Consider the following 22,945-nt stretch of genomic DNA (forward strand, 5'->3'; position numbering starts at 1 on the left):
GAAAGTTTGCGGTAAATTAACAAACTGCGCATGCTTTTAAGCGAAAACATGGCTAAGCCAGCCGCACTTGGCCACTCTGCTTGCAGCCAATCCGTCGCCCCACCGCCCCAGGAGTCCTTGATGTCCCAGAAGCAAGCCCCTGAAACACCCTCAACCCAAGCAGTATTTGAGGCCCCCCACGACATCCTGATGGACGCGCCCATCGGCATTTTCACGTCCACGCCGGAGGGGCGGTTTCTTTCTGTCAACCCTGCAATGGCGGGCATGTATGGGTACAAGTCTGCCCAAGAAATGATCGAATCCGTCACGGACATCACTACGATGATATACGCCGACCCGGCGGATCGACGCCGGTTGTTCGAATGCTTCGATGCCAGTGAGACGGTAAAGGATTTTGAAGCCCTCCATCAGCGCAAAGACGGTTCAACGTTCTGGACCTCGGAATCGGTCCACTTGGTTCGAGATGAAAAAGGGGACATCACGCGCCTTCATGGATTTGTCACGGACTTTTCCCCGCGGAAAACCGCCGAGCAGGCCAAGAAGGAGAGCGAAGATCGTTTTCGGTTGATGTTCACGAACGCCCCTATGCCCTATCAATCCCTGGACGAGCAGGGCAATTTCTTGGACATCAACCAGACCTTTTTGGATGTACTTGGTTACAACCGTGAAGAACTTGTCGGCAAGAACTTTGGCGACATCCTGCATCCGGACTGGAGGGATCACTTCAAGGAGAATTTCCCCAAATTCAAAGCTGTGGGCGAAATCCTGGGCGTTGAATTCGAGATGGTCAAAAAGGATGGATCGACAATTCTTGTCTACTTCAGCGGCAAAATCCAACGTGACGACCAAGGCCGTTTTTTGAGGACGCATTGCATTTTCCAGGATGTTACAGGGAAGAAGCGAGTCGAGGAGGCCCTGCAGGAAAGCGAGGAGCGCTTCAAGGCTCTGCACAATGCATCATTTGGCGGCATTACCATCCACGACAAAGGCATCATCCTGGAGTGCAACCAGGGGCTCTCGGAGATCACCGAGTTTAGCTATGATGAGCTTATCGGGATGGATGGACTTCTATTGATCGCACAGCAGTCCCGTGAACTGGTGATGAACAATATTATCGCCGGCTATGAGAAGCCCTATGAAGCATTTGGGGTACGCAAGAATGGCGAAGAATATCCCGTGCGCCTGGAAGCGAGAAATATTCCCTACAAGGGGAAGCTGGTTCGCGTGGTTGAATTCAGGGACATCACCGAGCGAAAACAAGCCGAACACGCTCTGCTCTTGGCCAAGGAACAGGCCGAGACCGCCAACCAGGCTAAGAGTGAATTCCTGGCCAACATGAGCCATGAGATACGCACACCCATCAACGGGATCGTGGGCATGATGCAGCTCTTGGAAGCTACGACCCTGAATGCCGATCAAAGAAAATACGTCCAGCTATGCACATCCTCGGCGGATCGGTTAACCAGGCTGCTGTCGGACATCCTGGATCTTTCCAGGGTGGAGGCGGGCAAGATGACGATCCATGAGGCCGAGTTCATGGTCCAGGAGCTTGCCGATTCCGTTTCCGGTCTTTTCACCTTCAATGCCAGAACCAAGGGAGTGGAACTCGATTGCAGCATCGACCCCGCCTTACCACCCAAGCTTGTCGGAGACGAGGCGCGAGTCAGGCAGATTCTCTTCAACCTGGTCGGCAACGCCCTGAAATTCACCGACAAGGGACATATCCGCGTTGAAATGACCTTGTTGACATCCGACAGGGATGAAAGCGCCAATGTGCTGTTCACCATTGCGGATACGGGCATCGGCATACCTCAAGACAAAGCAAAATACCTCTTTGATCCATTCTTTCAGGTGGAGGAATCCTACACCCGCAGTTTCCAGGGTGCTGGCCTCGGACTGGTTATTGTCAAAAGGCTCGTTGATTTGATGGGCGGGAAAATTTCCCTGGCCAGCACTGTCGGCGAAGGAACCACAGTGCAAGTGCTTCTACCCTTCAAGCTGCCCGAGGGAGTGGGCATTGCCGCTGAACAAGGATCAAAGCAGGTGACCAAAGCCAAACAGAATTTGCGCATCCTCTTGGCGGAAGATGAGCCGTCAAGCTCTTTTCCCGCGATAAAACTGCTGGAAAGGGCCGGACATACCGTGACCCTGGCCGAGGACGGGCAGCAGGCCTTGGACCTGCTCGCAGCGCAAGACTTCGACGTGATCCTGATGGACGTGCAGATGCCGGTCATGAATGGAGTGGAGGCGACAAGAAGAATCAGAAGTCAGGAGTCAGGAGTCAAAAGTCAGAGCTCCGACCCTCAGGTTTCAGGTTTCAGCCCTCAGCCCTCCCGACGAATCCCCATCATCGCCCTGACCGCCTACGCCATGCTCGGGGACCGGGAGAAGTTCCTTGAGGCCGGGATGGACGACTATCTGGGCAAGCCGGCAAAAATGGAGGATTTGGCGAAGGTGTTGGAGCGGGCGGTCTCCAACGAAAAGGCATAACCACACCGAGATATTCGCCAGTAACTGCAACCCCATAACCAAACAGATGCCCAACCCAATCCACCCCCGAAAATAACCTGGGCAACCCTCGGCATCACCCGCACAGGCAATATGCTGCTGTTAGGCCCTGGCCGCTGCAATCCTGAAAGACACAAGGATCAAGCTCTCCCCTGAGATGGTTGAAGAGTTTGGTTCTTCGACGTTGACTGTGGAATTGCCCCCAGAGCCATGTAGTGTCCGGAGGCTCTCTTCGCCCCCTTGACGGTGGCTCGAGCGCCAAGCCCATCAAGGCTAGACCCCTTCGGGGATGGGCTTCAGCTTTCGGCCAAATACGCGGCCAGTTGGTTCAGGGCTTGGGAAAGGTCGCGGCGGCCGAAGCCGACGCGGACGTGATTCAGCCCAGGCTCATACAGCGTCCCCGGAAGCAACAGCACTCCGGCCCGCTCCACCAGGTCGGCGCAGAACGTGTCCACGTCAGCCTCTTTCAGACGGGGAAAGGCCACCGTGCCGGCCAAGGGGCGCCGCCAGTCGAACCAGCGGGCATGGTCCGCGAAAAAATCGTCCAGGGCATCCAGGTTGGCGTGAACGATTTTCCGGTTGCGCTGAATCAGTCGCGCGGCGTTGCGCAGGGCCAAAGTCGCCAGGAACTCGCTGGGAGCGCTGTTGCAGATGGTGGTATAGTCCTTGAAGGCCGCCATTTGATCGTAGAGTTCCCGGTCACGGGTGGCGATCCAGCCGATGCGCAATCCGGCCAAACCATAGGTCTTGGACATCACGCCCAAGGAAACGGCCCGCTCGTCCAGATCCACGAAGCCGGACAGTTGAAGGCGAGGATCAAGCTCCAGCCCCCGGTAGACCTCATCGGCGAAGATGATGAATCCGTGCTGCCTGGACAGCGCGGCCAATTCCCGGGCAAATGCCTCGGTCGGCAAAAAGCCCGTCGGGTTGTGCGGAAAATTGACCACCACCAGTTTGGTGCGCGGCGACAATAACTCCGTGAGGTCGTCAATCTCCAAGGCCCAGCCCTGTTTTGGATCGCCGCGCCATGGGGAGACGTGAGCGCCGATGCCCAGGGCCACTTCTCCCAGGGACTGATAATACGGCGCCTGCACGACCACGTGATCCCCCGGCTTGAGGACGACGTGCATGAAGTTGAAGATCGCCTCTTCCGCCCCGGCATGAACCAGCACCTGCTCCGGGGATGCCGTGTCGTACAGCGCCGCGATTTCCCGCCGCAGCTCCGGACTGCCCAGCGATTCCGTATAGCCCAGCCAGAGTTCCTGGAAACGCCGCGAAGCGTCCGGTTCCATGGCCAGCAAGTCTCCAACGGACATGCTTTCGCTGTCCGAGGAACACATCAGGTACGGAGCCGTAAATTCGTATTTGGCCAAATACCGCTCCAAACGAAAAGGTCTCAAATACATGGCATTTTGATCCTAAATAATTTGTTTTTTCGACTGGTTTCGTCTATTCGAACATCTCTTCTGGGCGATACGTCCGGCCATCACGCCCGGCCACTCGGGGCCTCACACGACGATCAAGACCACACCAGCAATACGTTTCGAGGATATCCGGTTTCGCCTTGTCAGCCAACCCGTAAAAGGAACTGTCCATGTCTCCAGACCACGCACTTGCGAGCTTCATGCGCGAAGCCATCAGGCTGTCCAGGGAAAGCGTCCGGCAAGGCGGCGGGCCGTTCGCGGCCGTGATCGTGAAGCACGGCGAGATCATCGCCCAAGCCTCCAACAGCGTCACCAGCGACAACGACCCGACGGCCCATGCCGAAATCAACGCCATCAGACAGGCTTGTCGGAAACTGAGCACGTTCGACCTGTCAGGCTGCACGCTCTTCACGTCCTGCGAACCCTGTCCCATGTGTCTGGGTGCGATTTATTGGGCTCGCCTGGAAAAAATCTACTACGGCAACACCAAAAACGACGCGGCCGCCATTGGCTTTGACGACGCCTTCATTTATCAGGAGTTGGACGCTCCTCCTGGAAAACGCGCCATTCCCATGGTCAATCTGTTGCCGGAGGAGGCCGGGAAGGCCTTCGCGGACTGGGAAGCCAAGGAAGACAAGATCGAGTACTGACGGAGAAAGCGCCCAGAATCGGAGTTTATGCATCCCGCAGGCAAGAAACCCGCGCCGACCATCGAAAACCTACAGCCCTCAACTTTGCAGGAAACCTCATGACGTGTCCCATGCCGCGGCCTCAGCCGGAGTTCCTGCCCATGAGCCGCGCGGAAATGGATGCCTTGGGGTGGGACGAGTTGGACGTGCTGCTGGTCAGCGGGGACGCCTACGTCGACCATCCGTCCTTCGGCGTGCCCCTTTTGGGCCGGTGGCTGACGGCCCATGGATTTCGGGTGGGGATCGTGGCCCAGCCGGGCTGGGACACCCTGGAAGACATCCAGCGAATGGGGCGTCCCCGGCTCTTTGCCGGGGTCGGGGCCGGGGCACTGGACTCCATGCTGGCCCACTACACCGCGTTTCGCAAGATCCGCCGGGACGACGCCTATACCCCGGGAGGGGGTGCCGGAGCTCGGCCGAACAGGGCGTGCATCGTCTACACCAACCTGTTGCGCCGGGCCTTTCCCGGACTTTTCGTGGCCCTGGGAGGCATCGAGGCCTCCCTGCGGCGGATCGCCCACTACGATTTCTGGACGGACAAGATCCGCCGCTCCATCCTCCTGGACAGCAAAGCTGATCTGCTGCTGTACGGCATGGCCGAACGCGGCATCCTGGATCTGGCTCAGTGCCTGACGCAGCATGTGGATCAGGGCGACACTTCAGGCTCTCCCTCTGCTCCCTCCTCTCCCTCTGACGTAAACCGGCCGGACGTCCATACCCTGCTTCGGCTCCCCGGCGCGGCCTTCGCCTGCCGCCCGGAAGAACTTCCTCCGCTCCCTTCCACATTGGAGCTGCCTTCCCATGAGGCTATCCAGGCCTCACCGGACGCCCTGTTGCAAGCCACCGTGATGCTGGAAAAGCATGTCCACCAGGGCCGGGATACGGCCCTGCACCGAATCGGGGACCGGCTTCTGGTGCTCACCCCACCAGCGGCCCCGCTCTCGGAAGCGGAAATGGACGCGCTCTACGGGCTGCCGTTCGCCCGCCGCGCCCATCCGTCCCATGACAAGCCGATTCCCGCCGCGGAGATGATCGCCTCCAGCGTCACCACCCATCGCGGCTGCGGAGGCGGCTGCTCGTTCTGCTCCTTGGCCCTGCACCAGGGCCGACGGATCAGCTCCCGGAGCAAACGCTCCATTCTGGAAGAGGTTGAACGGATGAGCGCAACGCCGGACTGGAAAGGCGTGATCAGCGATGTGGGTGGCCCCAGCGCGAACATGTGGCGGGCCGTTTGTACCCTGGATGATGGAAAAAAAAAGACTGGGGAGGAAGGATGGGACGGGAAACCAAGCCCCTGTCGTCGGGCCAGTTGTCTGCATCCGACGATTTGCCGCCATTTCCGCGTTGACCAGCAGGCGATTTTGGCCATGCTTGAGGAAGTCAGCCATCTATCGGAGGTGCGGCACGTTCGGGTGGCCAGCGGAGTGCGCTACGACCTGCTTTTGCAGGACCCGCAAGCCGCTGATCACTTGATTCGTCGGTTCGTGGGCGGACAGCTCAAACTGGCTCCGGAACACGCCTCCGACAAGGTGCTCCACCTGATGCGCAAGCCCGGCTTCAAGGTGTTCGAGCAGTTTCTGAATCTGTTCCAGCACCAATCCGCCCAGGCGGACAAACAGCAGTTCGTCGTGCCCTACCTGATGAGCGCCTTCCCCGGATGCACGACCCAGGACATGGCCGCCCTGGCGGACTGGCTGCGCCGCAAAGGCTGGCGACCGCAACAGGTCCAATGCTTCGTGCCGACTCCCGGCACCATGGCCTCGGCCATGTACCACGCCGGAAAGGATCAGCAGGGCCACCCGTTGTTCGTGGCCCGGACCGACGCCCAGCGTCTGGCCCAACATCGGATGCTGGTCGAACCCCAGCCCCATTCCCAATCCCGGCCTCGACCGCGAAAACGGAAACAGCCCAATGGTGAAGGACGCGGCTGAGCACCAAGGCTTTTCACTCCTCGTCGCCCCGGTCCACCATCCGCGAAAACTCCGCCCCGTCCAGAACCGTCAGCCCCAACTCCCGAGCTTTGACCAGCTTGGACCCGGGCTCGCCTCCGACAACGACAAAATCCACCTTTTTGGAAATCGCCCCGACCACCGTTCCTCCGGCCTGTTCCACCAGCTTCTGGGCCTGGGAGCGAGACATTTCGGGCAGAGTTCCGGTGAACAAGACCCGTTTGCCGACGAACGGGGAATCCGGCTTCCGAGCCGCTCTCTCCTGATCCCCGGCGCTTGGCCAAAGGCCCAACTCGCGCAGTTCGCCCAAAAGACGTTGGTTGTCAGGATTGGTGAAAAAGCCATGGATGGAGGCGGCCACCTCGGGGCCGATGTCCGGGAGCCGTTGCAACGCTTCCCCATCAGCCCGGCCCAGAGCGTCCAGGTCCGGAAAATGGTCCGCCAAAATCCGGGCCGTCTGCGCTCCCACATGGCGGATGCCCAAAGCGCGGACCAACGTCGCCAGGTCCGCCCGATCCCTGGCCTGGGCGATGGAAGTGAGAATGTTCCCGGCAAGCTTGGGCCCCATCCGGTCCAGGGTCAGCAAGTGCTCTTCCCGAAGCCGAAAGATGTCCGCCGGAGTATGGATCAGGCCCTTGTCCACCAGAACCTCCACCCATTTTCGGCCCAGGCCCTCCACATCCAGCCCGGCCTTGGACGTGAAATAAACCAGGCTTTCCCGCAACAGCGCCGGGCAGGCCAGGTTCTGGCAACGCCAGGCCGCCTCCCCGGGCAGGCGTACAGCCGGGGTAGCGCAGGCCGGGCAGACATGGGGAAAGGTGAACTCATGTTCCCCTCCCGTGCGCTCTTCCACCACAGGGCCGACCACCTCGGGAATCACGTCCCCGGCCCGCTGGACCACGACCATGTCGCCCAGCCGCAAGTCCTTGGACCGGATTTCGTCCTCGTTGTGCAGCGTGGCCCGGGACACCGTGACCCCGGACAGGGCCACCGGCTCCAGCACGGCCACCGGCGTCAGAACTCCGGTCCTGCCCACCTGAATCTGAATGTCCAGCAACCGGGTCACGGCCCGGCCGGCCGGGAATTTCCAGGCCAGAGCCCAGCGTGGGGCCCGGGCCGTGGCCCCCAGGCGGCGTTGCTGTTCCAGGTCGTTGACTTTGGCCACCACTCCGTCGATTTCATAGGCCAGGGTTTCGCGAAGCCGGGCCACGTCGGCGTAATGGCGCTCCACGTCCGCCGGGTCGGAACAAAGCCGGGAATGCTCCGGCACGGAAAATCCCAAAGCCCGCAAGCCGTCCAGAATGTCTTGCTGCGTGGACCAGCCCGTCGTGCCCTCCGGCCACTCCACCAGCCCCACGCCATAGGCGTAAAAACGAAGCGGCCGCTCCGCCGTAATCCTCGGGGCCAACTGGCGCACCGAACCAGCCGCGGCATTGCGCGGATTGGCGAAGGTTTTGCGCCCGGCATCAGCCTGTTCCCGATTCAGCCGCGCAAAGTCCTCGCGGCGCATGATCACCTCGCCGCGCACTTCCAGTAAATCCGGCAGCTTCAACCTCCCTGCTCGTGTGTTGAGCCGCAGCGGCAGATTACGCACCGTGCGTAGATTCGTGCTGACGTCCTCGCCAGTGACGCCGTCTCCTCTGGTTCCGGCCCGAAGGAAGCGTCCTTGCTCGTACACCACTTCCACGGCCAAGCCGTCCAGCTTGGGATCAACACAAAAGGCCAAATCCTCTCCGGGCAGCGCCTTGGCCAGACGAGCCACGAAGGCCAGCCATTCCTCCAGGGCAAAGGCGTTGTCCAGACTGTACATGGGCAGGGAATGAACAAAGGGTCGGAAAGCCCGCGACGCTTCACCGCCGACGCGCTTCGTGGGCGAATCCAAGTCCGCCAACTCGGGATGCCGCTCTTCCAAAGTCCGCAGTTCCCGAAACAACGCGTCGTACTCCGCATCGTCGATCTCCGGATCGTCCAGCACGTAGTACCGGTGGTCGTGGTGGCGGATCAGCGCGGCGAGTTCGTACATGCGCTTGCCGGGGTCGTGATCAGATGACGTCACAGTCGATCCTCATCAATGAAAGTGATTTGGGCTTGGCGCAGAATTTCGACATGGTTTGGACCCAGACGCGCCGAAAAAAAATCCCGTTCCCGACGCGCGGCGGCCTCAAGAAATCCTGGCACGTCCCTGGCCGCGGAATGATACACGTGGCGCATCCGGACCTGATGATCCACGACCACCGGCCATCCCGCTTGGGAAGCTCGCAGGGAAAACCACAGATCCACCCCGTAACCGCGAGGGTTGTCGGCGCAATCCAATCCGCCCAGGGCTTGCCAGCACTCCAGGCTGATCAAGGGAGCCACGCCGTCCACCACGGTGGCGCGGCGATAGGCCCGGGCCGTATCGGCGACCATCTGAGGATGATACGGATGGTGCTCGAATGCCGGAGAGTAGATGCCCACCGGGCCGATGCTCCGCTCCATGCGCCGGAGCCGTTGCCAGGCCCGCTCCAGAAAGGGCGGCCTGGAGATGAAAAAAGCGTCGTTGTTCAGGAACCAGACATGGGACCACCCGTTTTCCCGGCCCAGATGCAGGACGTAATCCAGGGCCCCGGCCCAGAACAGGTTTTCGTCCAGCCGCCGCCAGGCTTGCGGATAGGGCTCCGGAGCATGGTTGTCCAGAACCATGATCCGTTCCCGCCAACCGGGATCGCTGCCAAGCAACTGTCGATGCAGACGCCGGGTCACCTCGAGTCGACCGTAATGCAGGATGATGACCACGGGTGAACTGTTCGACTCAAACTCAGGAAGGTACATCAACTCCCTTCCCCACCGTCCAGCATCTTGCGCCGCAGCAAAGCCACTTCGTCGCGCAGGGCCGCGGCGCGTTCGAATTCCAGTTCCTTGGCCGCTGTGCGCATTTCCCGTTCCAGGCTTTTGATCCGGCGGGCCATGTCCTTGGGGGAGAGGTTTGCGTCTCCGTATCTGCCCCCGACTTCACGAAAGGTTCCGGACTGGTCCTTGTCCTTGGCCTCGGCATAGATATGGCCGAGGATGTTGTCCATGCCCTTGATGATCGTGGTCGGGACGATGCCGTGGGCCGCGTTGAACTCCTGCTGGACCTGGCGACGGCGGGACGTCTCGTCAATGGCTTCGGCCATGGAGCGCGTAGTTTTGTCCGCGTAGAGAATCACCCGGCCTTGAACATTGCGGGCGGCCCGGCCAAAGGTCTGGATCAAGGAGCGAAACGAGCGCAGAAACCCTTCCTTGTCCGCGTCCAGGATGGCCACCAGGGAGACTTCGGGCAGGTCCAGCCCCTCCCGGAGCAGGTTGATACCCACCAGCACGGTGAATTCGCCCTTGCGCAAAGCCTGGATGATGGCCACCCGCTCCAGGGTGTCGATGTCCGAATGCATATACCGGGCACTCATGCCCATGTTTTGCAGGTACTCGGTCAGATCCTCGGCCATACGCTTGGTCAAGGTGGTCACCAGAACCCGCTCGCCCCGTTGTTCGCGCAGCTTGCATTCGGCCAGCAGGTCGTCCATCTGCCCCCGCACCGGACGGACCTCCACCTCCGGGTCCACCAGGCCGGTGGGCCGGATGATCTGCTCCACCGTGCCGTTGCTCTGCTCCAGTTCATAAGGTCCTGGAGTGGCAGAGACGTAAACCACCTGCCCCACCCGTTCCCAGAATTCCTGGATGCTCAGCGGCCGGTTGTCCAGGGCCGAAGGCAGGCGGAAGCCAAATTCCACCAGGGTTTTCTTGCGGGACTGGTCGCCGTGGTACATGCCGCCGATCTGGGGCACGGTGATGTGGGATTCGTCCAGAAACAGCAGGAAATCCCTGGGAAAGTAATCCAGCAGACAGGCCGGAGGCTGTCCGGCCCGGCGGCCGTCCAGATGCCGGGAGTAGTTCTCGATCCCCGTGCAGTAGCCCAGCTCCTCGATCATCTCCAGGTCCAGCATGGTCCGCTGTTCTAGACGTTGGGCCTCCACCAGCCTGTTCTCGGCCTTGAGCAGCCGCAACCGCTCCCCGAGTTCGCCCCGGATGTCCGCCATGGCCCGCAACAGGTTCTCCTTATCCGAAACATAATGGCTGGCCGGAAAGATCACGGTCTTCTGGATTTGACAATGGGTTTCCCCGGTCAGGGGATCGATCTCGTGGATGGTCTCCAGTTCATCGCCGAAAAATTCCAGCCGCAGGGCCCGCTCGTGGCTATAGGCCGGGATGATGTCCAAGCTGTCGCCCCGGACCCGAAAGGTGCCCCGGTGGAAGTCAATATCGTTGCGCTCGTAGAGCACCTCCACCAGGCGGCCCAGCAGGTCGTCCATGGTCAGCCGTTGCCCGGCCTCGATGGGAATGACCATCTTGGCGTAGTATTCCGGCGATCCCAGACCGTAGATGCAGGACACCGAGGCCACGATGAGCACGTCCCGCCGGGTGAGCAGGGCATGGGTCGCGGCATGGCGCAGCTTGTCGATCTCCTCGTTGATGGAGGAATCCTTCTCGATGTAGGTGTCGCTGTGCGGTAAATAGGCTTCGGGCTGGTAATAGTCGTAATAACTGACGAAATACTCCACGGCGTTGTTGGGGAACAGCTCCTTGAACTCGTTGAAAAGCTGCGCGGCCAGGGTCTTGTTCGGGGCCATGACCAGAGCCGGACGCCCCAACCGGGCAACAACCTGGGCCATGGTGAAGGTTTTGCCCGACCCGGTCACGCCCAGCAAAACTTGGTGCGCCTCACCGGACTGAACCCCGGCCACCAGGGCATCGATGGCCTGGGGCTGGTCGCCTTGGGGTTTGTATGGGCTGATCAGTTCAAAAGGAGTTGTTGGCGAAGGGCCGGAAGAGGTCGTCATTGCGGTACGTGGCGTAGGATGATAAGAAAAATGGTTGGATTCACGATCATTTTCAACCCATCGGCGAGTTGACGCCGCGAGCCGAACGGTCGCAGTTTAGAGCTTTCCCGCAAGGCTGTCACCTTGCCCGATAAAAACCACTGCCGCGTACGCGTTAAGAGAGGAACCACATGGAACTGAACATTCTTTGTCCTGAAAAAGAACCGGCGGTCCCCCGGGCTCACGTCATAACCATGGCCATCAAAAGCTTCAAAGGGCGACGCAACGTCGAAGTGCATCTGTATCGGGTCGGCTGGAAGCCAGAGGAAATGGACGCCTACGACTGGGACCACCTGTTGGGGGAACCAATGCAGGCGGACACCCCGATTCCCCACGAGAACAGCAAAAAAGTACTCCTGGAGGCCTTCACCCCCGAGGAGCGGGACCAGGTGGTCGCCTACCTGCAACAACGCTACGGGGAAAAGCTGGCCTCCATCTCGGCCTGCGCCCTGGACTTCCCCATCCCCAAGGGGCTGGCCGCCCTGTCCGACGTTCCCGAAGGCAAAAGCGTGGGCCGAATCCGCCTGGAAACCGTTCCCCAATTCACCCTGCCCTTCCCGGTACACGGTCTGTACGACCTCAGCCAGCATGAGCCACTGATGGAGGCCAACGGGCGGGAAGCCGCCTGATGGGAGGCAAAAATGTAGGGGCGGACCTGTGTGTCCGCCCCGGTGGGTAGGCCGTCATCACTTCAGGCCATGATGGGCGGACACACAGGTCCGCCCCTACAAACCTCTCCACCCGACATCACCCCTCCGTCCACCGACCGAAAATGGTCGGTTGGACCGTGGCCTCTTCCAGGATGGCCATGAACTGCCCGCGGCGGATTTCCCGAGCGCCGAAGCGTTGCATGTGCGCCGTGGTCTGCTGGCAGTCCAGGAGCCGGAAATCCCAGCGTCGCAATCGCTGAACAAGATGAATCAGAGCGACTTTGGACGCGTTCGGACGCAAGTGAAACATGGATTCGCCGAAAAAAACGCGGCCCAGGGCCACGCCGTACAGCCCTCCGACCAGTTCTCCGTCCTCCCAGACCTCCACGGAATGCGCCAGGCCGACCTCATGCAACAGCATGTAGGCTAGCCGCATTTCCGGCACCAGCCACGTTCCCGGGCCATCCGGCCTGGAAGCGGCGGCGCAATGGCCGATCACCGCGGGAAAAGCCCGGTCAAAGGAAACCTGAAATGGTTCCCTGCGCAAAACCTTGCGCAGGCTGCGGGAGACGTGCAGTTCCTCCGGAAAAAGAACCAGGCGGGGATCCGGCGACCACCAGAGAATCGGCGAACCGGGGCCGTACCAGGGGAAGATTCCTTTACTGTAGGCATGCAGCAACCGCTCCGAGGACAAGTCCCCGCCCACGGCAAGCAATCCGTCCGGTTCGGCTTGCTCCACCGGGGGGAAGATGATCTGGGGATGCAACGCATGGACGGGCATGATCGAAAAGGGAAAAACCTCAGTAGGGCCTTGGGCGATTAGCGGGAAAAGTCGCGCCTCAATGCGAAAGGGCCGAGCCACAAGCATGGCTCGGCCCTCGTACCGGAGTCGAATACGAGCCGGTCAGGCAAATTCAAACACCAAGGCTTCGTCCTCGCCTCGATCTTGATCCGAAACGGGAGCATCCACCCGCACCGTGCCGCCCTTGAGCAATCGACCGAACAGGATTTCGTCGGTCAAGGGGTCCTTGATGGAGGTTTGAATCAAGCGGCCCAGTGGTCTGGCCCCGAAGGACTGGTCAAAGCCGCGTTCCGCGAGCCAAGTTAGAGCTTGCGGGGTCAGGGTGACGACCACCTTTTTGTCCTTAAGCTGCGTGTTCAGCTCCTCCACGAATTTGGTCACGATTTTTTCCATGACCTCGGTGGTCAGGGAGTGGAAGCAGATGGTGGCGTCCAGCCGGTTGCGGAACTCCGGGGAGAACAGCTTTTCCACGGCCTTTTTGCTCAGATGGCTCCGATCGTCTTTGCCGGGCTCGCCGAACCCGATGCTCGTGGCGCACATGTCCTGGGCCCCGGCGTTGGAGGTCATCAGGAGGATGGTGTTCCGGAAGTCGGCCTTGCGTCCGGCGTTGTCGGTCAAGGTGGCGTAGTCCATGACCTGCAACAGGATGTTGAACAGGTCCGGGTGGGCCTTCTCGATCTCGTCCAGCAAAAGCACGGTGTGCGGGTGCTTGCGGATGGCGTCCGTAAGCAGGCCGCCCTGCTCGAAGCCGATGTAGCCTGGAGGCGCGCCGATCAGCCGGGCCACAGCGTGCTTTTCCATGTACTCGCTCATATCAAAGCGCAAAAAATTAACGTTCAGGATTTGGGCCACCTGCCGAGCCAGTTCAGTCTTTCCCACTCCCGTGGGCCCGGTGAGCAGGAAGCTGCCGGTGGGCTTGTTTTCCGCTCCCAGTCCGGCTCGTGAGCGCTTGATGGCCCGGGCCAGACTCTCCACGGCTTCGTTTTGCCCAAAAATAACTTCCTTCAACCGCCCTTCCAGTTCCTGAAGTTGGCTTTTGTCCGAGGCCGAGACCCGTGTTTCGGGGATTCGGGCCATCCGGGCCACGACCTGTTCCATTTCCAGCGGACGGATCAGGTTTTTCTTGCGACTCTTGGGATTGAGCTTGAATACCGCGCCGGCCTCGTCGATCACGTCGATGGCCTTGTCCGGCAAAAACCGCTCGTTGATGTGGCGCATGGAGAGGTCCACCGCGGCCTCCAGGGAGTTTGGCGCGTAGCGCACCCCGTGATGATCTTCGTAGTACGGACGCAGCCCTTGCAATATCTGCAGGGTCTCGTCCCGGCTGGGCTCGGGGATCTCTACTTTCTGAAAGCGGCGTGAAAGTGCTCGGTCCTTTTCAAAATGATTTTTGAACTCCTCGTAAGTGGTGGAGCCGATGCAGCGCAGCTTACCCGAGGCCAGGGCCGGCTTGAGCAGGTTGGAAGCGTCCATGCTCCCGCTGCTGGTGGCCCCAGCCCCTACGATGGTGTGAATTTCGTCAATAAACAGGATCGCGTCCGGAACGGACTCCAATTCCTTGAGTACGCCCTTGATCCGGGCTTCAAAATCGCCGCGGTACTTGGTCCCGGCCAACACCGCGCCCATGTCCAGGGCGTACACCTTGGCCTTGCCCAGATACTCCGGCACGTCCCCTTCGGCGATGCGCAACGCCAAACCTTCGGCCAGGGCGGTTTTGCCCACGCCGGGGTCGCCTACGTAAATGGGATTGTTCTTGCGCCTCCTGGCCAGGATCTGCATGGTCCGGAGCAGCTCCAGCTTTCGGCCCACCAAAGGATCGATCTCGCCGTTCTTGGCCTTGGCCACCAAATCGACGGTGAACTGCTCCAGAAACGATTCTTTCTTCTGTTTCTGACTCTGGGTTCGGCACTGCGTGCAGGACTCGTCCTCAGGCTGTCCCTGATGGTCGTGGGTTGGAACGCCGTGGGAGATGTATTCCAGAATATCCAGTCGATCCACGCCATAGGATTGCAGAAAGTAATTGGCGTAGGACTCCTGTTCCTGACAAATGGAAGCCAGGACATCGCCCACGCTGACCTCGACCTTGCCCGAGGACTGGACATGCAAAATAGCCCGCTGAATGACTCGTTGCAGGCTGGGAGTCTGGACAACCTCGGTCATTCCGCCCGCCGGCATGATCTGCATGTGATCTAAAAAAAACCGCTCCAACTGCCCCTTCAGCTTGACCAACTCCACGCCGCAATGCTCCAGGATGTCCTTGGCCGTAGAGTTCCGGATCATTGCGTACAGCAAGTGCTCCAGGGTCAAAAACTCATGGTTGCGGACCCTGGCTTCGCGCACGGCGACCAAAAACGAGCGTTGCAATTCCTTGCTCACCATATATCTATTCCTCTTCCATGGTACATTTCAGTGGAAAACCATTCTTTCTGGCCATGTGCCGAACCAAAGCCACCTTGGCCTCGGCGATTTCCGCGGTGTAAACGCCGCAGAGTCCCACGCCATCCTGATGCACCTTAAGCATGATCGCGGCGGCCTCGTTCTCATTCTTTCCAAAGATCACCTTCAGAACATGCACGACGAATTCCATGGTCGTGTAATCGTCATTGTGCAACAAGACCTTGTATCGCTTCGGTTGCTCCAGAAGGTCATCAACCTCAATGTCTCCCTCGATCCGGGGATCGGAAATTTCCACGTTCAACGGTTCATCCTTTATTCAACGATCCATTCGATAAAAAAGAGAATCCGAGAACCCGCCGTCATTCGCCGCGAACGGAACAGGATATTCCGGATTCCTTTGGGCTACCTCGTTTCCTAACTAACATCCGCGATACGCTTGTCAATTCCGGGAAAGTCCGGATTCAGATCCTTGACCCGGAGGTACAATTCCAGGGCCTCTTGCTTTTTCCGAACTTGCTGCATGGCCACCCCAATATTGAACGCGGTGATATCGTTGGAGAACATATTGATTTTGCTAATCTTCATCGCCTTCTCAAACGCATCGTGGGCGTCCCAGAATCGGCCGCCTTCCATGTAGGCCATGCCGATGTTGTAGTGAACGATCTCCGCGTCGGAGGCCACGTTGAGCACCTTCTTGAATTCCTTGACGGCCTGCTCCCACTTGCCCTGCTTGCGCAAGGCGATGCCCAGCCTGTTGAAAACATGGACGTCGGACTGGGTCAAGGTGGACTTACCTTCCAAAATCTCACGAAAATACTTTTCGGCCAGAGACGCGTCCTTTTTCATGCAGGCCTCGGCCACGGTCAGTTTGACGTGATCGATCATATCCTTGGCCTGCTTGTTGGAAATCTTCACGGCCTCCTTGAAGTACGTATCGGCTTCCTCCGTATTCCCCTGGTCCAAGTGCAGTTCGCCGATCTCGATCTTGCGGTCCATGTTCATCGGGCTGAGGCGTTCCAGCTTTTCCAGATATTCCAGTTGAGCCCCAACGTCGTTCTTTTCCCGAAAATAATCAACGATCTTTTTTAACGGCTCCAAATACATCTTGGCATGCTGGGCCGCTTGGAGATAAGCTTGCAGGGCTTCGTCGTCCCGCCCCTGCCGAAGAAAGGCGTCTCCCCGGATCATCAGGGCCGCGGAACTGTTAGGCTTGATCTCCAGAATCTTTTCCACCACTTCCAGGGCTTTGTCATAGTCTCCCTTTTGAATCAGGTCCTTGCCCTGCCCCACCAGTTTGGGCAACTGTCCTTGGGGGCGGATGGTCAGAGCGATCTTCTCGACCAGCGTATTCACGGAAACCGGCTTGACAATAAAATTGTCGGCCCCAATCTCGTGCAAATAAACCAAAAGATTACGATCTGCTTCCGTGGTCATCAGGATGATATGGGATTCCGGATACGTAACCTTCAAAAACTTGATCAACTGATTGTTGCTGCGGCTGTTGACGACGCGCTCTATAAAAAAAAGCGGCTTGCCCTTGATGTCGATGATCCGGCGGGTGTCTTTAAGCAATTCCTCCTCGCGCAGCGCGAACCGCATGCAGTCCTTCAACTGAAGGTGGCTGGAAAATGTATTGCGCAGAATTTTCACCGCAATGGTATCATCGGTAAAAACAAGACAATACCCACGCTGATCCAGAACAAAATCCTTGATCACCACCTCGTATTTCTTGAGTAGCTGAACCGCGGCCAGCTGATTCTCATACATCGAGAACCTCCTTGAAAGACAAACGCTCAACCAGCGCCAAGCGACGCGGTCGCTGAACAAAGGATCAACGCATGCCCCTTGAAATTGAAGTAAAATACTTAAATCCGAACCTGCAAAGCGTCTGCGAGCGACTCGTGGATGCGAGGGCGACGTTTTGCGCCAACCATTTCGAGGAAAATTGGCTGTTCGACACTCCGGACCGGCGACTTCGGGCCGCGAACACCCTGCTTCGATTGCGGCAAGCGGACGGGGCAACGCTGACGGCGAAAAAGAAGCCGGATGCCTCACAAGCCTTTGAAGCACGATTCAAGGTGCTTGAAGAACTGGAGACAAAGGTCGACGACCCGAAATCGATGCGAATAATTCTGGAGATGTTGGGGTATGTCATCGTATTTCGATATGAGAAGATCCGGGCGACATGGCAGTGGCAATCATGTACCATCTGCCTGGATACGTTGCCCTTCACCCAAGTCGTGGAGCTTGAGGGGACGCCGGAGTCCATAGAGCTCACCGCCCGTCGACTCGGCCTGGACAAGCTGGAGCCGTCAACCGGGAACTATGTTCAACTGTACAAGGACCACTGTCAGGCCCTGGGCGTTTCGGAACAGGATAGGTTTCTTTTTTCCGAGACGCAACGCACCGCCGCCAAGGCCGCGATGCGGGAGGCCGGCAATGACCCTACCCCATACGCTGTATTTCTCCGGCCAGACTTCCCAGGGGCATGACCTTGCGCACTCCGCCCAGCTTGATGGCCTCGTTGGGCATCCCGAACACGATACTGGTCTGCTCGTCCTGGGCCACGGTATGAGCCCCGGCGTCGAACAATTCGCGCATGCCCTTGGCCCCGTCATCCCCCATCCCGGTCATGATCACGCCCACCGCGTTGGCCCCGGCATACCGGGCCGCGGAGCGGAACAGCACGTCCACCGAGGGCCTGTGCCGGGAAACCAACGGCCCGTCCTTGATTTCCACATAATATTTTGCCCCGCTGCGCTTGAGCAGCATGTGCCTGTTTCCAGGCGCGATCAAGGCTTGTCCGCGGAGCATGGTGTCGCCGTCCTGGGCCTCCCGGACCGTGACCCGGCAGATCCCGTCCAGGCGCTTGGAAAAGGCCGCGGTGAAATTCTCCGGCATGTGCTGGACCACGGCGATGGCCGGGCAATCCATGGGCAAGGCCTCGAGAAGGATGCGCAAGGCCTCGGTTCCACCAGTGGACGCTCCCACCACCACGACCTTTTCCGTGGTCTTGACCATGGCCTTGGGCTGTTGGCTCAGGGGAATCACGGCGTCCGCGGTCAGCTTGGGTTTGACAATGACCGGCGTGTACACCCGCAACTTAGCGCTGGCCGCGGCTTTCACCGCGTCGCAAATCCTGATCCGGGACTCCTCGAAAAACTTCTTGGTTCCGATCTTGGGCTTCTGGATAATCTCCACGGCCCCGTATTCCAAAGCCTTGAGGGTGGTCTCAGCACCCTGTTCGGTCAGCGTAGAGCAGATGATCACCGGGATCGGATGTTGGGCCATAATCTTGCGCAGAAAAGTCAGCCCGTCCATACGCGGCATTTCCACGTCCAGAGTGATCACATCCGGAACGATCTCTTTCATCCGTTCCACCGCGGCGTACGGGTCCCCGGCGGCCCCGACCACCTCGATGCCCGGATCCGAGGCAAGCAGTTCGATCAGCGCCTGCCGAACCAAGGCGGAATCGTCCACAATCAGCACCTTGATTTTTTGTTTCATCGCTTTAACTCGTTTTGCTGGATCGTTGAACGGGAGCAGACTGCTCGATCATCCGGAAAAACTGACCGTTTGATCCGCTTGATCCACACCTCGCCCGTGTGACTCAAGAAATACAATTTTCGCCCCACGGGGCCGCCGACATCCGAGGCCAAAACGCGCAACCCGGCCCGCTCCAATTCCATGATCGCCATTTGGACGTTCTTGCGACCGACGCTGCCCGCGGAGGAACTTTTACCTCCGGTGAACCCAAACAGTTCCGCGCCGCCGAAGACCTTGATCTGAATGTCCTTGCGTCGCCCTCCATGGCGTTCCACCGCCGACAGGATGTTCTGGATGGAATGGTTCACGAACCGACAGGGTTGCTTGGCGATATGCTCGTCGTTGTGCTCCGCTGAATCCGGCAGCAGGGCGTGAAAAATGCCACCCAGGCGAATGGCTGGCTGATAAAAGGATACCGCGACGCAGGAGCCCAGTACCGTGCAGACCAGCGTCGGATCCTTGGACAGGAAGCATTCACCGATATGGAGATGAAAAACCGGATAGTTCGAAAAATCCGTCATATATTGTACCTTGCCCTTCCCCTCATGCGCGGAAGGATACTCGCTACACCGACATCACCGCAAGGTGGATACGGCAAGAAACATCGCGGCGCACCTCAAAGCTACCCGACTTTTTCAAGGCTATCAATTCGCAAAAAAAATACCCTTCGCATCGGCAAGCCCAGGATCGGTTCACGTATCCGAACAATCCCCAAAAAAAGGGGCGTGGTTGGAGGTGAACACGGGAGGGTCGCGGCGCAGAATCGCGGCCACGGCAGGGTGGCGCCGGAATTCCCGATCCAGAAATCGGCGCACCAAATGCCGATCCCAGCCTTTGGGATGCCGAAAGCCGGCATACAGGGAAAGGTCGTCATCGTAGGGCAAAACCTCCAATCCGGCTCGTCCCCGTCCGGCCAACGGCAGATTGAACAAGGCCAGATTCAGAAAGCTGATGGCGTGGCTGTTCCGGACGGTGAATTTCAACGTAGCCCGTGCCTCGTACTCGGACTCAGAGGGCGTACCGAAGAGCAGATAAACGTAGCGGGCGATCCCGGCCAAGCGCAAGTTTTCCAGAACCCGCTCGGCCAAGTCCAGGTTCACGCCCTTGTTTTCCCGGTCCAGGACGGCCTGACTGCCGGACTCCAGCCCCAGCTTGAGCATCACGCAACCGGCCCGACGCAGGGCGCGGCAGTACTCCGGGTCCGCGAGACGCGGGAAAAAGCGGACAAACCCATACCAGGGAGGCCCTGGCGGAGTGCGGATCAGTTCGTCCAGCAGGGCCGGGCTCAGGGCGTTGTCCACCAGATGCAGCAGCACGGGCCGATGTCCTTCGGCTAAGGTCCGCAGGTCACCCACCACCCGGCCACGACCCACTGGGGCGTACCGGTTGCCCTCCGCCGGTTCCGGGCAAAAGGCGCATCGGTTCCAGTAGCACCCTCGGGAAGCGGCATAGGGCAGAATCAGCCCCGGCGCGAAATAATTCTTCAAGGGAAAAAGACCATATTTTGGGAGTCCGGATGGAACCTTCCCGAGTGCGGCCTTGTCGAGCCATTGAAGCAGCGGGGCTTCCCCAGGCCCGGAAATCACCGCATCCACCAGTCCGGAGAAAAGAGCACCCAGAGTACCCAAGGTGCCCTTTAAGGTGAATTCCGAGGTCGCCCCGGCCACAGAGTCGCTCGCCGGCTTCAGCTCACAACCCGTCAGTCGTCCATCTGCTTTGGCCAGTCTCCCGGCCCACGAGGTGACCAGCCCACCGCCCAAAAGAATCGCCGTATCCGGCCAGCGGCGACGGATGAATCCGATCAAGGCGAAGGCGCACAGGGCCTGACTCAGGTAGTTCAGGGAAATACCCACGGCATCGGGCTGAAACGTCTCCATGGTCCGGATCAGCCGGGGCGCGAGAACCGGTATAAAGGGATTGGCTTCCGGTATTTCCGCGGCCCGGAGCAGATCCCGGGTTCGCGTGGGAGCCAGCCGATCATCCTGATAGTTGGCCAGGGAAATCCGGATGCCCGAGCCTGGAACGTCCGGAACGGATCGCTCCACAAGGCGATTCAGATCCGCGACCACCCGCGAGTAGCGATCCGGCGAGTCATAGGTCTCCTTACGGCGGATCGCGTCGAGGTTCCGGTCCCGGTGGCGCACGGCCCGCCGGGTCCAGGGGTCCTCCCCAGCCACCTCGCCGCGCATCAGTCCCTCCAGCCCTTCCAGATTCAGATCCAGAACTCCGCACTCCACCCCGGCCCGCTCCAGGGTTCCGACCAACGCGGCAATGCCTCCCGGCGGTTCGCAAGCTTTGGCCACCGGGGGGTGGATGAAAAGGATGGAAGGCAATCAGATCGCCCCGGCCGCCTGGAACGCGGCGTCCACCAGGGCCTGGGCCTCTTCCGCCAATTGCTCCAGGTGGGCCTGGTCGCGGAAGCTTTCGATGTAGATCTTGTAGATGTCCTCGGTTCCCGACGGCCGGGCCGCGAACCAGCCGTTGGCCGCGACCACCTTCAGCCCTCCGATGGAGGCATCGTTGCCCGGGGCGTTGGTCAGCACGGCCGTGATCGGCTCTCCGGCCAGGGTGTCCGCCCGGACCATTTCCGGAGTCATGGATTTGAAGGCTTTTTTCCGGGCCAGATCCGCCGGGGCCGAACGCCGCTCATAGACCGGACGACCCAGATTGTCCGCCAGTTCGTCGTACAACTCCTGAGGCGTCTTACCGGTCACGGCCAGCATTTCCGCGGCCAGGAGATCCATGACCAGCCCATCCTTGTCCGTGGTCCAGACCGTGCCGTCCTTTCGCAAAAACGACGCTCCGGCGCTTTCCTCGCAGCCCAGCCCCAGGCTGCCGTCCAGCAAGCCCGGCACGAACCATTTGAAGCCCACGGGGACTTCGTGCACCTCCCGGCCCATGGATGCGGCCACCCGGTCCAACATGGAGCTGGTAACCACGGTCTTGCCCACTCGCGCCTTGGGGCTCCATTGCGGACGATGGGCGAAGAGATAGGCCGCGGCCGCGGCCAAATAGTGGTTCGGATTCATCAACCCCGCCGGGGTGACGATGCCGTGGCGGTCATAATCCGGGTCGTTGCCGAAGCAGAGGTCGAAGCGGTCCTTTTGGTCCAGCAGCCTGGCCATGGCATAGGGAGAAGAGCAATCCATGCGGATCACCCCGTCCTTGTCCAGGGGCATGAAGGCGAAGCGCGGGTCCAGGTCCGTGTTCACCACGGTCAGGTCCAGGCCATAGCGCTCGGCCAGGGGCGCCCAGAAGGCGATCCCCGAACCGCCCATGGGATCCACGCCCAGTCGAGGCTTGGCCCGGGCAATGGCTTCCATGTCCACCACATTGGCCAGGTCCGCGATATACGGCGCGATATAATCATATTCCTGGACGGTCTTTGCGGCCAAAGCCCGCGCAAGGGACACGCGCTTCACGCCGCGCAGATTCTGCTCCAGCAGTTCGTTGGCCCGATTCTCCACGACCTTGGTCACGTCCGTGTCCGCCGGGCCGCCGTGGGACGGATTGTATTTGAATCCGCCATGTTCCGGAGGATTATGGCTGGGCGTGATCACCACCCCGTCGGCCCGAATTCCGGCATGGTCCCGATTGAAGGTCAAAATCGCGTGGGAAATCACCGGGGTGGGAGTGTAGCCCAACCCTTTCTGAATCATGACCTGAACGTCGTTGGCCGCGAACACCTCCAGGGCCGTGGCCAGAGCCGCCTCGGACAGGGCGTGGGTGTCCATGCCCAGAAACAGCGGCCCGGTTATTCCGGCCCCGGCCCGGTACTCACAGACCGCCTGCGCCACGGCCAGGATGTGCGCCTCGTTGAAGGAGCACGCCTCGGCCACGCCGCGATGTCCCGAGGTGCCGAAGGCCACTCGTTCCTCGGCACGACTCGGGTCCGGCTCCAGAGTGTAGTACCGGGAAAGGGCGCGGGGAATATTAGGGAGCATGTTTTGAGGAGCGATTTTTCCGGCCAAAGGATGAACGGGCATGGAGCCTCCTGGAATTATTAAAAGGGAAAAAAGACGACGCCAACAACGGCTGGCCCGATTTTTGTAGAACTTCAGGGAACATTTCACAACCAAGGATGA

At 59.8% G+C, this 22,945-nt stretch carries 17 protein-coding genes; 5 read left to right on the forward strand and 12 right to left on the reverse strand.

Features of this window, described 5'->3' with window-relative positions; translation table 11 throughout:
- Positions 1-120 precede the first annotated feature (120 nt).
- Positions 121-2,490 carry a PAS domain S-box protein gene (locus tag C6366_RS03370; protein WP_158269624.1) on the forward strand — a complete coding sequence of 790 codons (2,370 nt, stop codon included), beginning with the start codon at positions 121-123 and terminating at the stop codon, positions 2,488-2,490.
- 314 nt (positions 2,491-2,804) lie between these two features.
- Here C6366_RS03370 and C6366_RS03375 read toward each other — a convergent pair whose 3' ends face one another.
- The gene (locus C6366_RS03375) at positions 2,805-3,881 is read right to left on the reverse strand and encodes an aminotransferase class I/II-fold pyridoxal phosphate-dependent enzyme (protein WP_233248376.1); all 1,077 of its coding nucleotides are present in this window, start codon (positions 3,879-3,881) and stop codon (positions 2,805-2,807) included.
- Between the two features lie 221 nt (positions 3,882-4,102).
- Between C6366_RS03375 and C6366_RS03380 the strand changes: the two genes are divergently transcribed.
- Positions 4,103-4,582 carry a nucleoside deaminase gene (locus C6366_RS03380; protein WP_199221413.1) on the forward strand — a complete coding sequence of 160 codons (480 nt, stop codon included), beginning with the start codon at positions 4,103-4,105 and terminating at the stop codon, positions 4,580-4,582.
- A gap of 98 nt (positions 4,583-4,680) precedes the next feature.
- Positions 4,681-6,552: a YgiQ family radical SAM protein gene (locus tag C6366_RS03385; protein WP_233248377.1), complete on the forward strand. Its 1,872-nt coding sequence runs from the start codon at positions 4,681-4,683 to the stop codon at positions 6,550-6,552.
- Positions 6,553-6,565: 13 nt separating this feature from the next.
- Here the strand turns inward: C6366_RS03385 and ligA are convergent, their stop codons facing one another.
- From ligA to uvrB, 3 genes are read right to left on the reverse strand one after another with little or no spacing between them, the layout of a single operon-like run.
- Positions 6,566-8,626 carry an NAD-dependent DNA ligase LigA gene (gene ligA / locus C6366_RS03390; protein WP_233248378.1) on the reverse strand — a complete coding sequence of 687 codons (2,061 nt, stop codon included), beginning with the start codon at positions 8,624-8,626 and terminating at the stop codon, positions 6,566-6,568.
- Complete coding sequence (locus C6366_RS03395; protein ID WP_107735940.1) at positions 8,623-9,381, reverse strand: hypothetical protein; 759 nt, start codon at positions 9,379-9,381, stop codon at positions 8,623-8,625. The genes ligA and C6366_RS03395 overlap by 4 nt, the downstream gene beginning before the upstream one ends.
- Positions 9,381-11,426: an excinuclease ABC subunit UvrB gene (gene uvrB, locus C6366_RS03400; protein WP_107735941.1), complete on the reverse strand. Its 2,046-nt coding sequence runs from the start codon at positions 11,424-11,426 to the stop codon at positions 9,381-9,383. Before uvrB ends, C6366_RS03395 begins: the two co-directional genes overlap by 1 nt.
- Before the next feature lie 170 nt (positions 11,427-11,596).
- Between uvrB and C6366_RS03405 the strand changes: the two genes are divergently transcribed.
- Complete coding sequence (locus C6366_RS03405; protein ID WP_107735942.1) at positions 11,597-12,094, forward strand: hypothetical protein; 498 nt, start codon at positions 11,597-11,599, stop codon at positions 12,092-12,094.
- Between the two features lie 118 nt (positions 12,095-12,212).
- Here C6366_RS03405 and aat read toward each other — a convergent pair whose 3' ends face one another.
- The 4 genes from aat to C6366_RS03425 form a co-directional block, all read right to left on the reverse strand.
- Positions 12,213-12,896 carry a leucyl/phenylalanyl-tRNA--protein transferase gene (gene aat / locus C6366_RS03410; RefSeq protein WP_107736009.1) on the reverse strand — a complete coding sequence of 228 codons (684 nt, stop codon included), beginning with the start codon at positions 12,894-12,896 and terminating at the stop codon, positions 12,213-12,215.
- Positions 12,897-13,019: 123 nt separating this feature from the next.
- Entirely contained in the window at positions 13,020-15,296 is a 2,277-nt protein-coding gene (gene clpA / locus C6366_RS03415; RefSeq protein ID WP_107735943.1) for an ATP-dependent Clp protease ATP-binding subunit ClpA, read from the reverse strand.
- Positions 15,297-15,300: 4 nt separating this feature from the next.
- Positions 15,301-15,615 (reverse strand): ATP-dependent Clp protease adapter ClpS, encoded by a 315-nt coding sequence (gene clpS, locus C6366_RS03420; RefSeq protein ID WP_107735944.1) that lies wholly within the window; start codon positions 15,613-15,615, stop codon positions 15,301-15,303.
- 113 nt (positions 15,616-15,728) lie between these two features.
- Entirely contained in the window at positions 15,729-17,081 is a 1,353-nt protein-coding gene (locus C6366_RS03425; RefSeq protein WP_107735945.1) for a tetratricopeptide repeat protein, read from the reverse strand.
- 71 nt (positions 17,082-17,152) lie between these two features.
- Here C6366_RS03425 and C6366_RS03430 point away from each other — a divergent pair, with 71 nt between their 5' ends.
- Entirely contained in the window at positions 17,153-17,806 is a 654-nt protein-coding gene (locus C6366_RS03430; RefSeq protein ID WP_107735946.1) for a class IV adenylate cyclase, read from the forward strand.
- Here C6366_RS03430 and C6366_RS03435 read toward each other — a convergent pair.
- From C6366_RS03435 to pgm, 4 genes are all read right to left on the reverse strand, one after another.
- Positions 17,760-18,821: a chemotaxis response regulator protein-glutamate methylesterase gene (locus C6366_RS03435; protein WP_107735947.1), complete on the reverse strand. Its 1,062-nt coding sequence runs from the start codon at positions 18,819-18,821 to the stop codon at positions 17,760-17,762. The genes C6366_RS03430 and C6366_RS03435 overlap by 47 nt on opposite strands.
- Positions 18,818-19,381, reverse strand: a complete 564-nt coding sequence (locus C6366_RS03440; protein ID WP_107735948.1) for a chemotaxis protein CheD — start codon at positions 19,379-19,381, stop codon at positions 18,818-18,820. Before C6366_RS03440 ends, C6366_RS03435 begins: the two co-directional genes overlap by 4 nt.
- A 171-nt stretch (positions 19,382-19,552) precedes the next feature.
- The gene (locus tag C6366_RS03445) at positions 19,553-21,193 is read right to left on the reverse strand and encodes a radical SAM protein (RefSeq protein WP_199221414.1); all 1,641 of its coding nucleotides are present in this window, start codon (positions 21,191-21,193) and stop codon (positions 19,553-19,555) included.
- Positions 21,194-22,846 carry a phosphoglucomutase (alpha-D-glucose-1,6-bisphosphate-dependent) gene (pgm, locus tag C6366_RS03450; protein ID WP_107735949.1) on the reverse strand — a complete coding sequence of 551 codons (1,653 nt, stop codon included), beginning with the start codon at positions 22,844-22,846 and terminating at the stop codon, positions 21,194-21,196.
- Positions 22,847-22,945 lie beyond the last annotated feature (99 nt).

The organism is Desulfonatronum sp. SC1, assembly GCF_003046795.1.
Lineage (GTDB): Bacteria > Desulfobacterota > Desulfovibrionia > Desulfovibrionales > Desulfonatronaceae > Desulfonatronum.

Coding starts and splice junctions, on each gene's coding strand:
- C6366_RS03370 (WP_158269624.1), top strand. CDS start 121: ATGTCCCAGAAGCAAGCCCCTGAAACACCCTCAACCCAAGCAGTATTT.
- C6366_RS03380 (WP_199221413.1), top strand. CDS start 4,103: ATGTCTCCAGACCACGCACTTGCGAGCTTCATGCGCGAAGCCATCAGG.
- C6366_RS03385 (WP_233248377.1), top strand. CDS start 4,681: ATGACGTGTCCCATGCCGCGGCCTCAGCCGGAGTTCCTGCCCATGAGC.
- C6366_RS03395 (WP_107735940.1), bottom strand. CDS start 9,381: ATGTACCTTCCTGAGTTTGAGTCGAACAGTTCACCCGTGGTCATCATC.
- uvrB (WP_107735941.1), bottom strand. CDS start 11,426: ATGACGACCTCTTCCGGCCCTTCGCCAACAACTCCTTTTGAACTGATC.
- C6366_RS03405 (WP_107735942.1), top strand. CDS start 11,597: ATGGAACTGAACATTCTTTGTCCTGAAAAAGAACCGGCGGTCCCCCGG.
- aat (WP_107736009.1), bottom strand. CDS start 12,896: ATGCCCGTCCATGCGTTGCATCCCCAGATCATCTTCCCCCCGGTGGAG.
- clpA (WP_107735943.1), bottom strand. CDS start 15,296: ATGGTGAGCAAGGAATTGCAACGCTCGTTTTTGGTCGCCGTGCGCGAA.
- C6366_RS03425 (WP_107735945.1), bottom strand. CDS start 17,081: ATGTATGAGAATCAGCTGGCCGCGGTTCAGCTACTCAAGAAATACGAG.
- C6366_RS03430 (WP_107735946.1), top strand. CDS start 17,153: ATGCCCCTTGAAATTGAAGTAAAATACTTAAATCCGAACCTGCAAAGC.
- C6366_RS03435 (WP_107735947.1), bottom strand. CDS start 18,821: ATGAAACAAAAAATCAAGGTGCTGATTGTGGACGATTCCGCCTTGGTT.
- C6366_RS03440 (WP_107735948.1), bottom strand. CDS start 19,381: ATGACGGATTTTTCGAACTATCCGGTTTTTCATCTCCATATCGGTGAA.
- pgm (WP_107735949.1), bottom strand. CDS start 22,846: ATGCCCGTTCATCCTTTGGCCGGAAAAATCGCTCCTCAAAACATGCTC.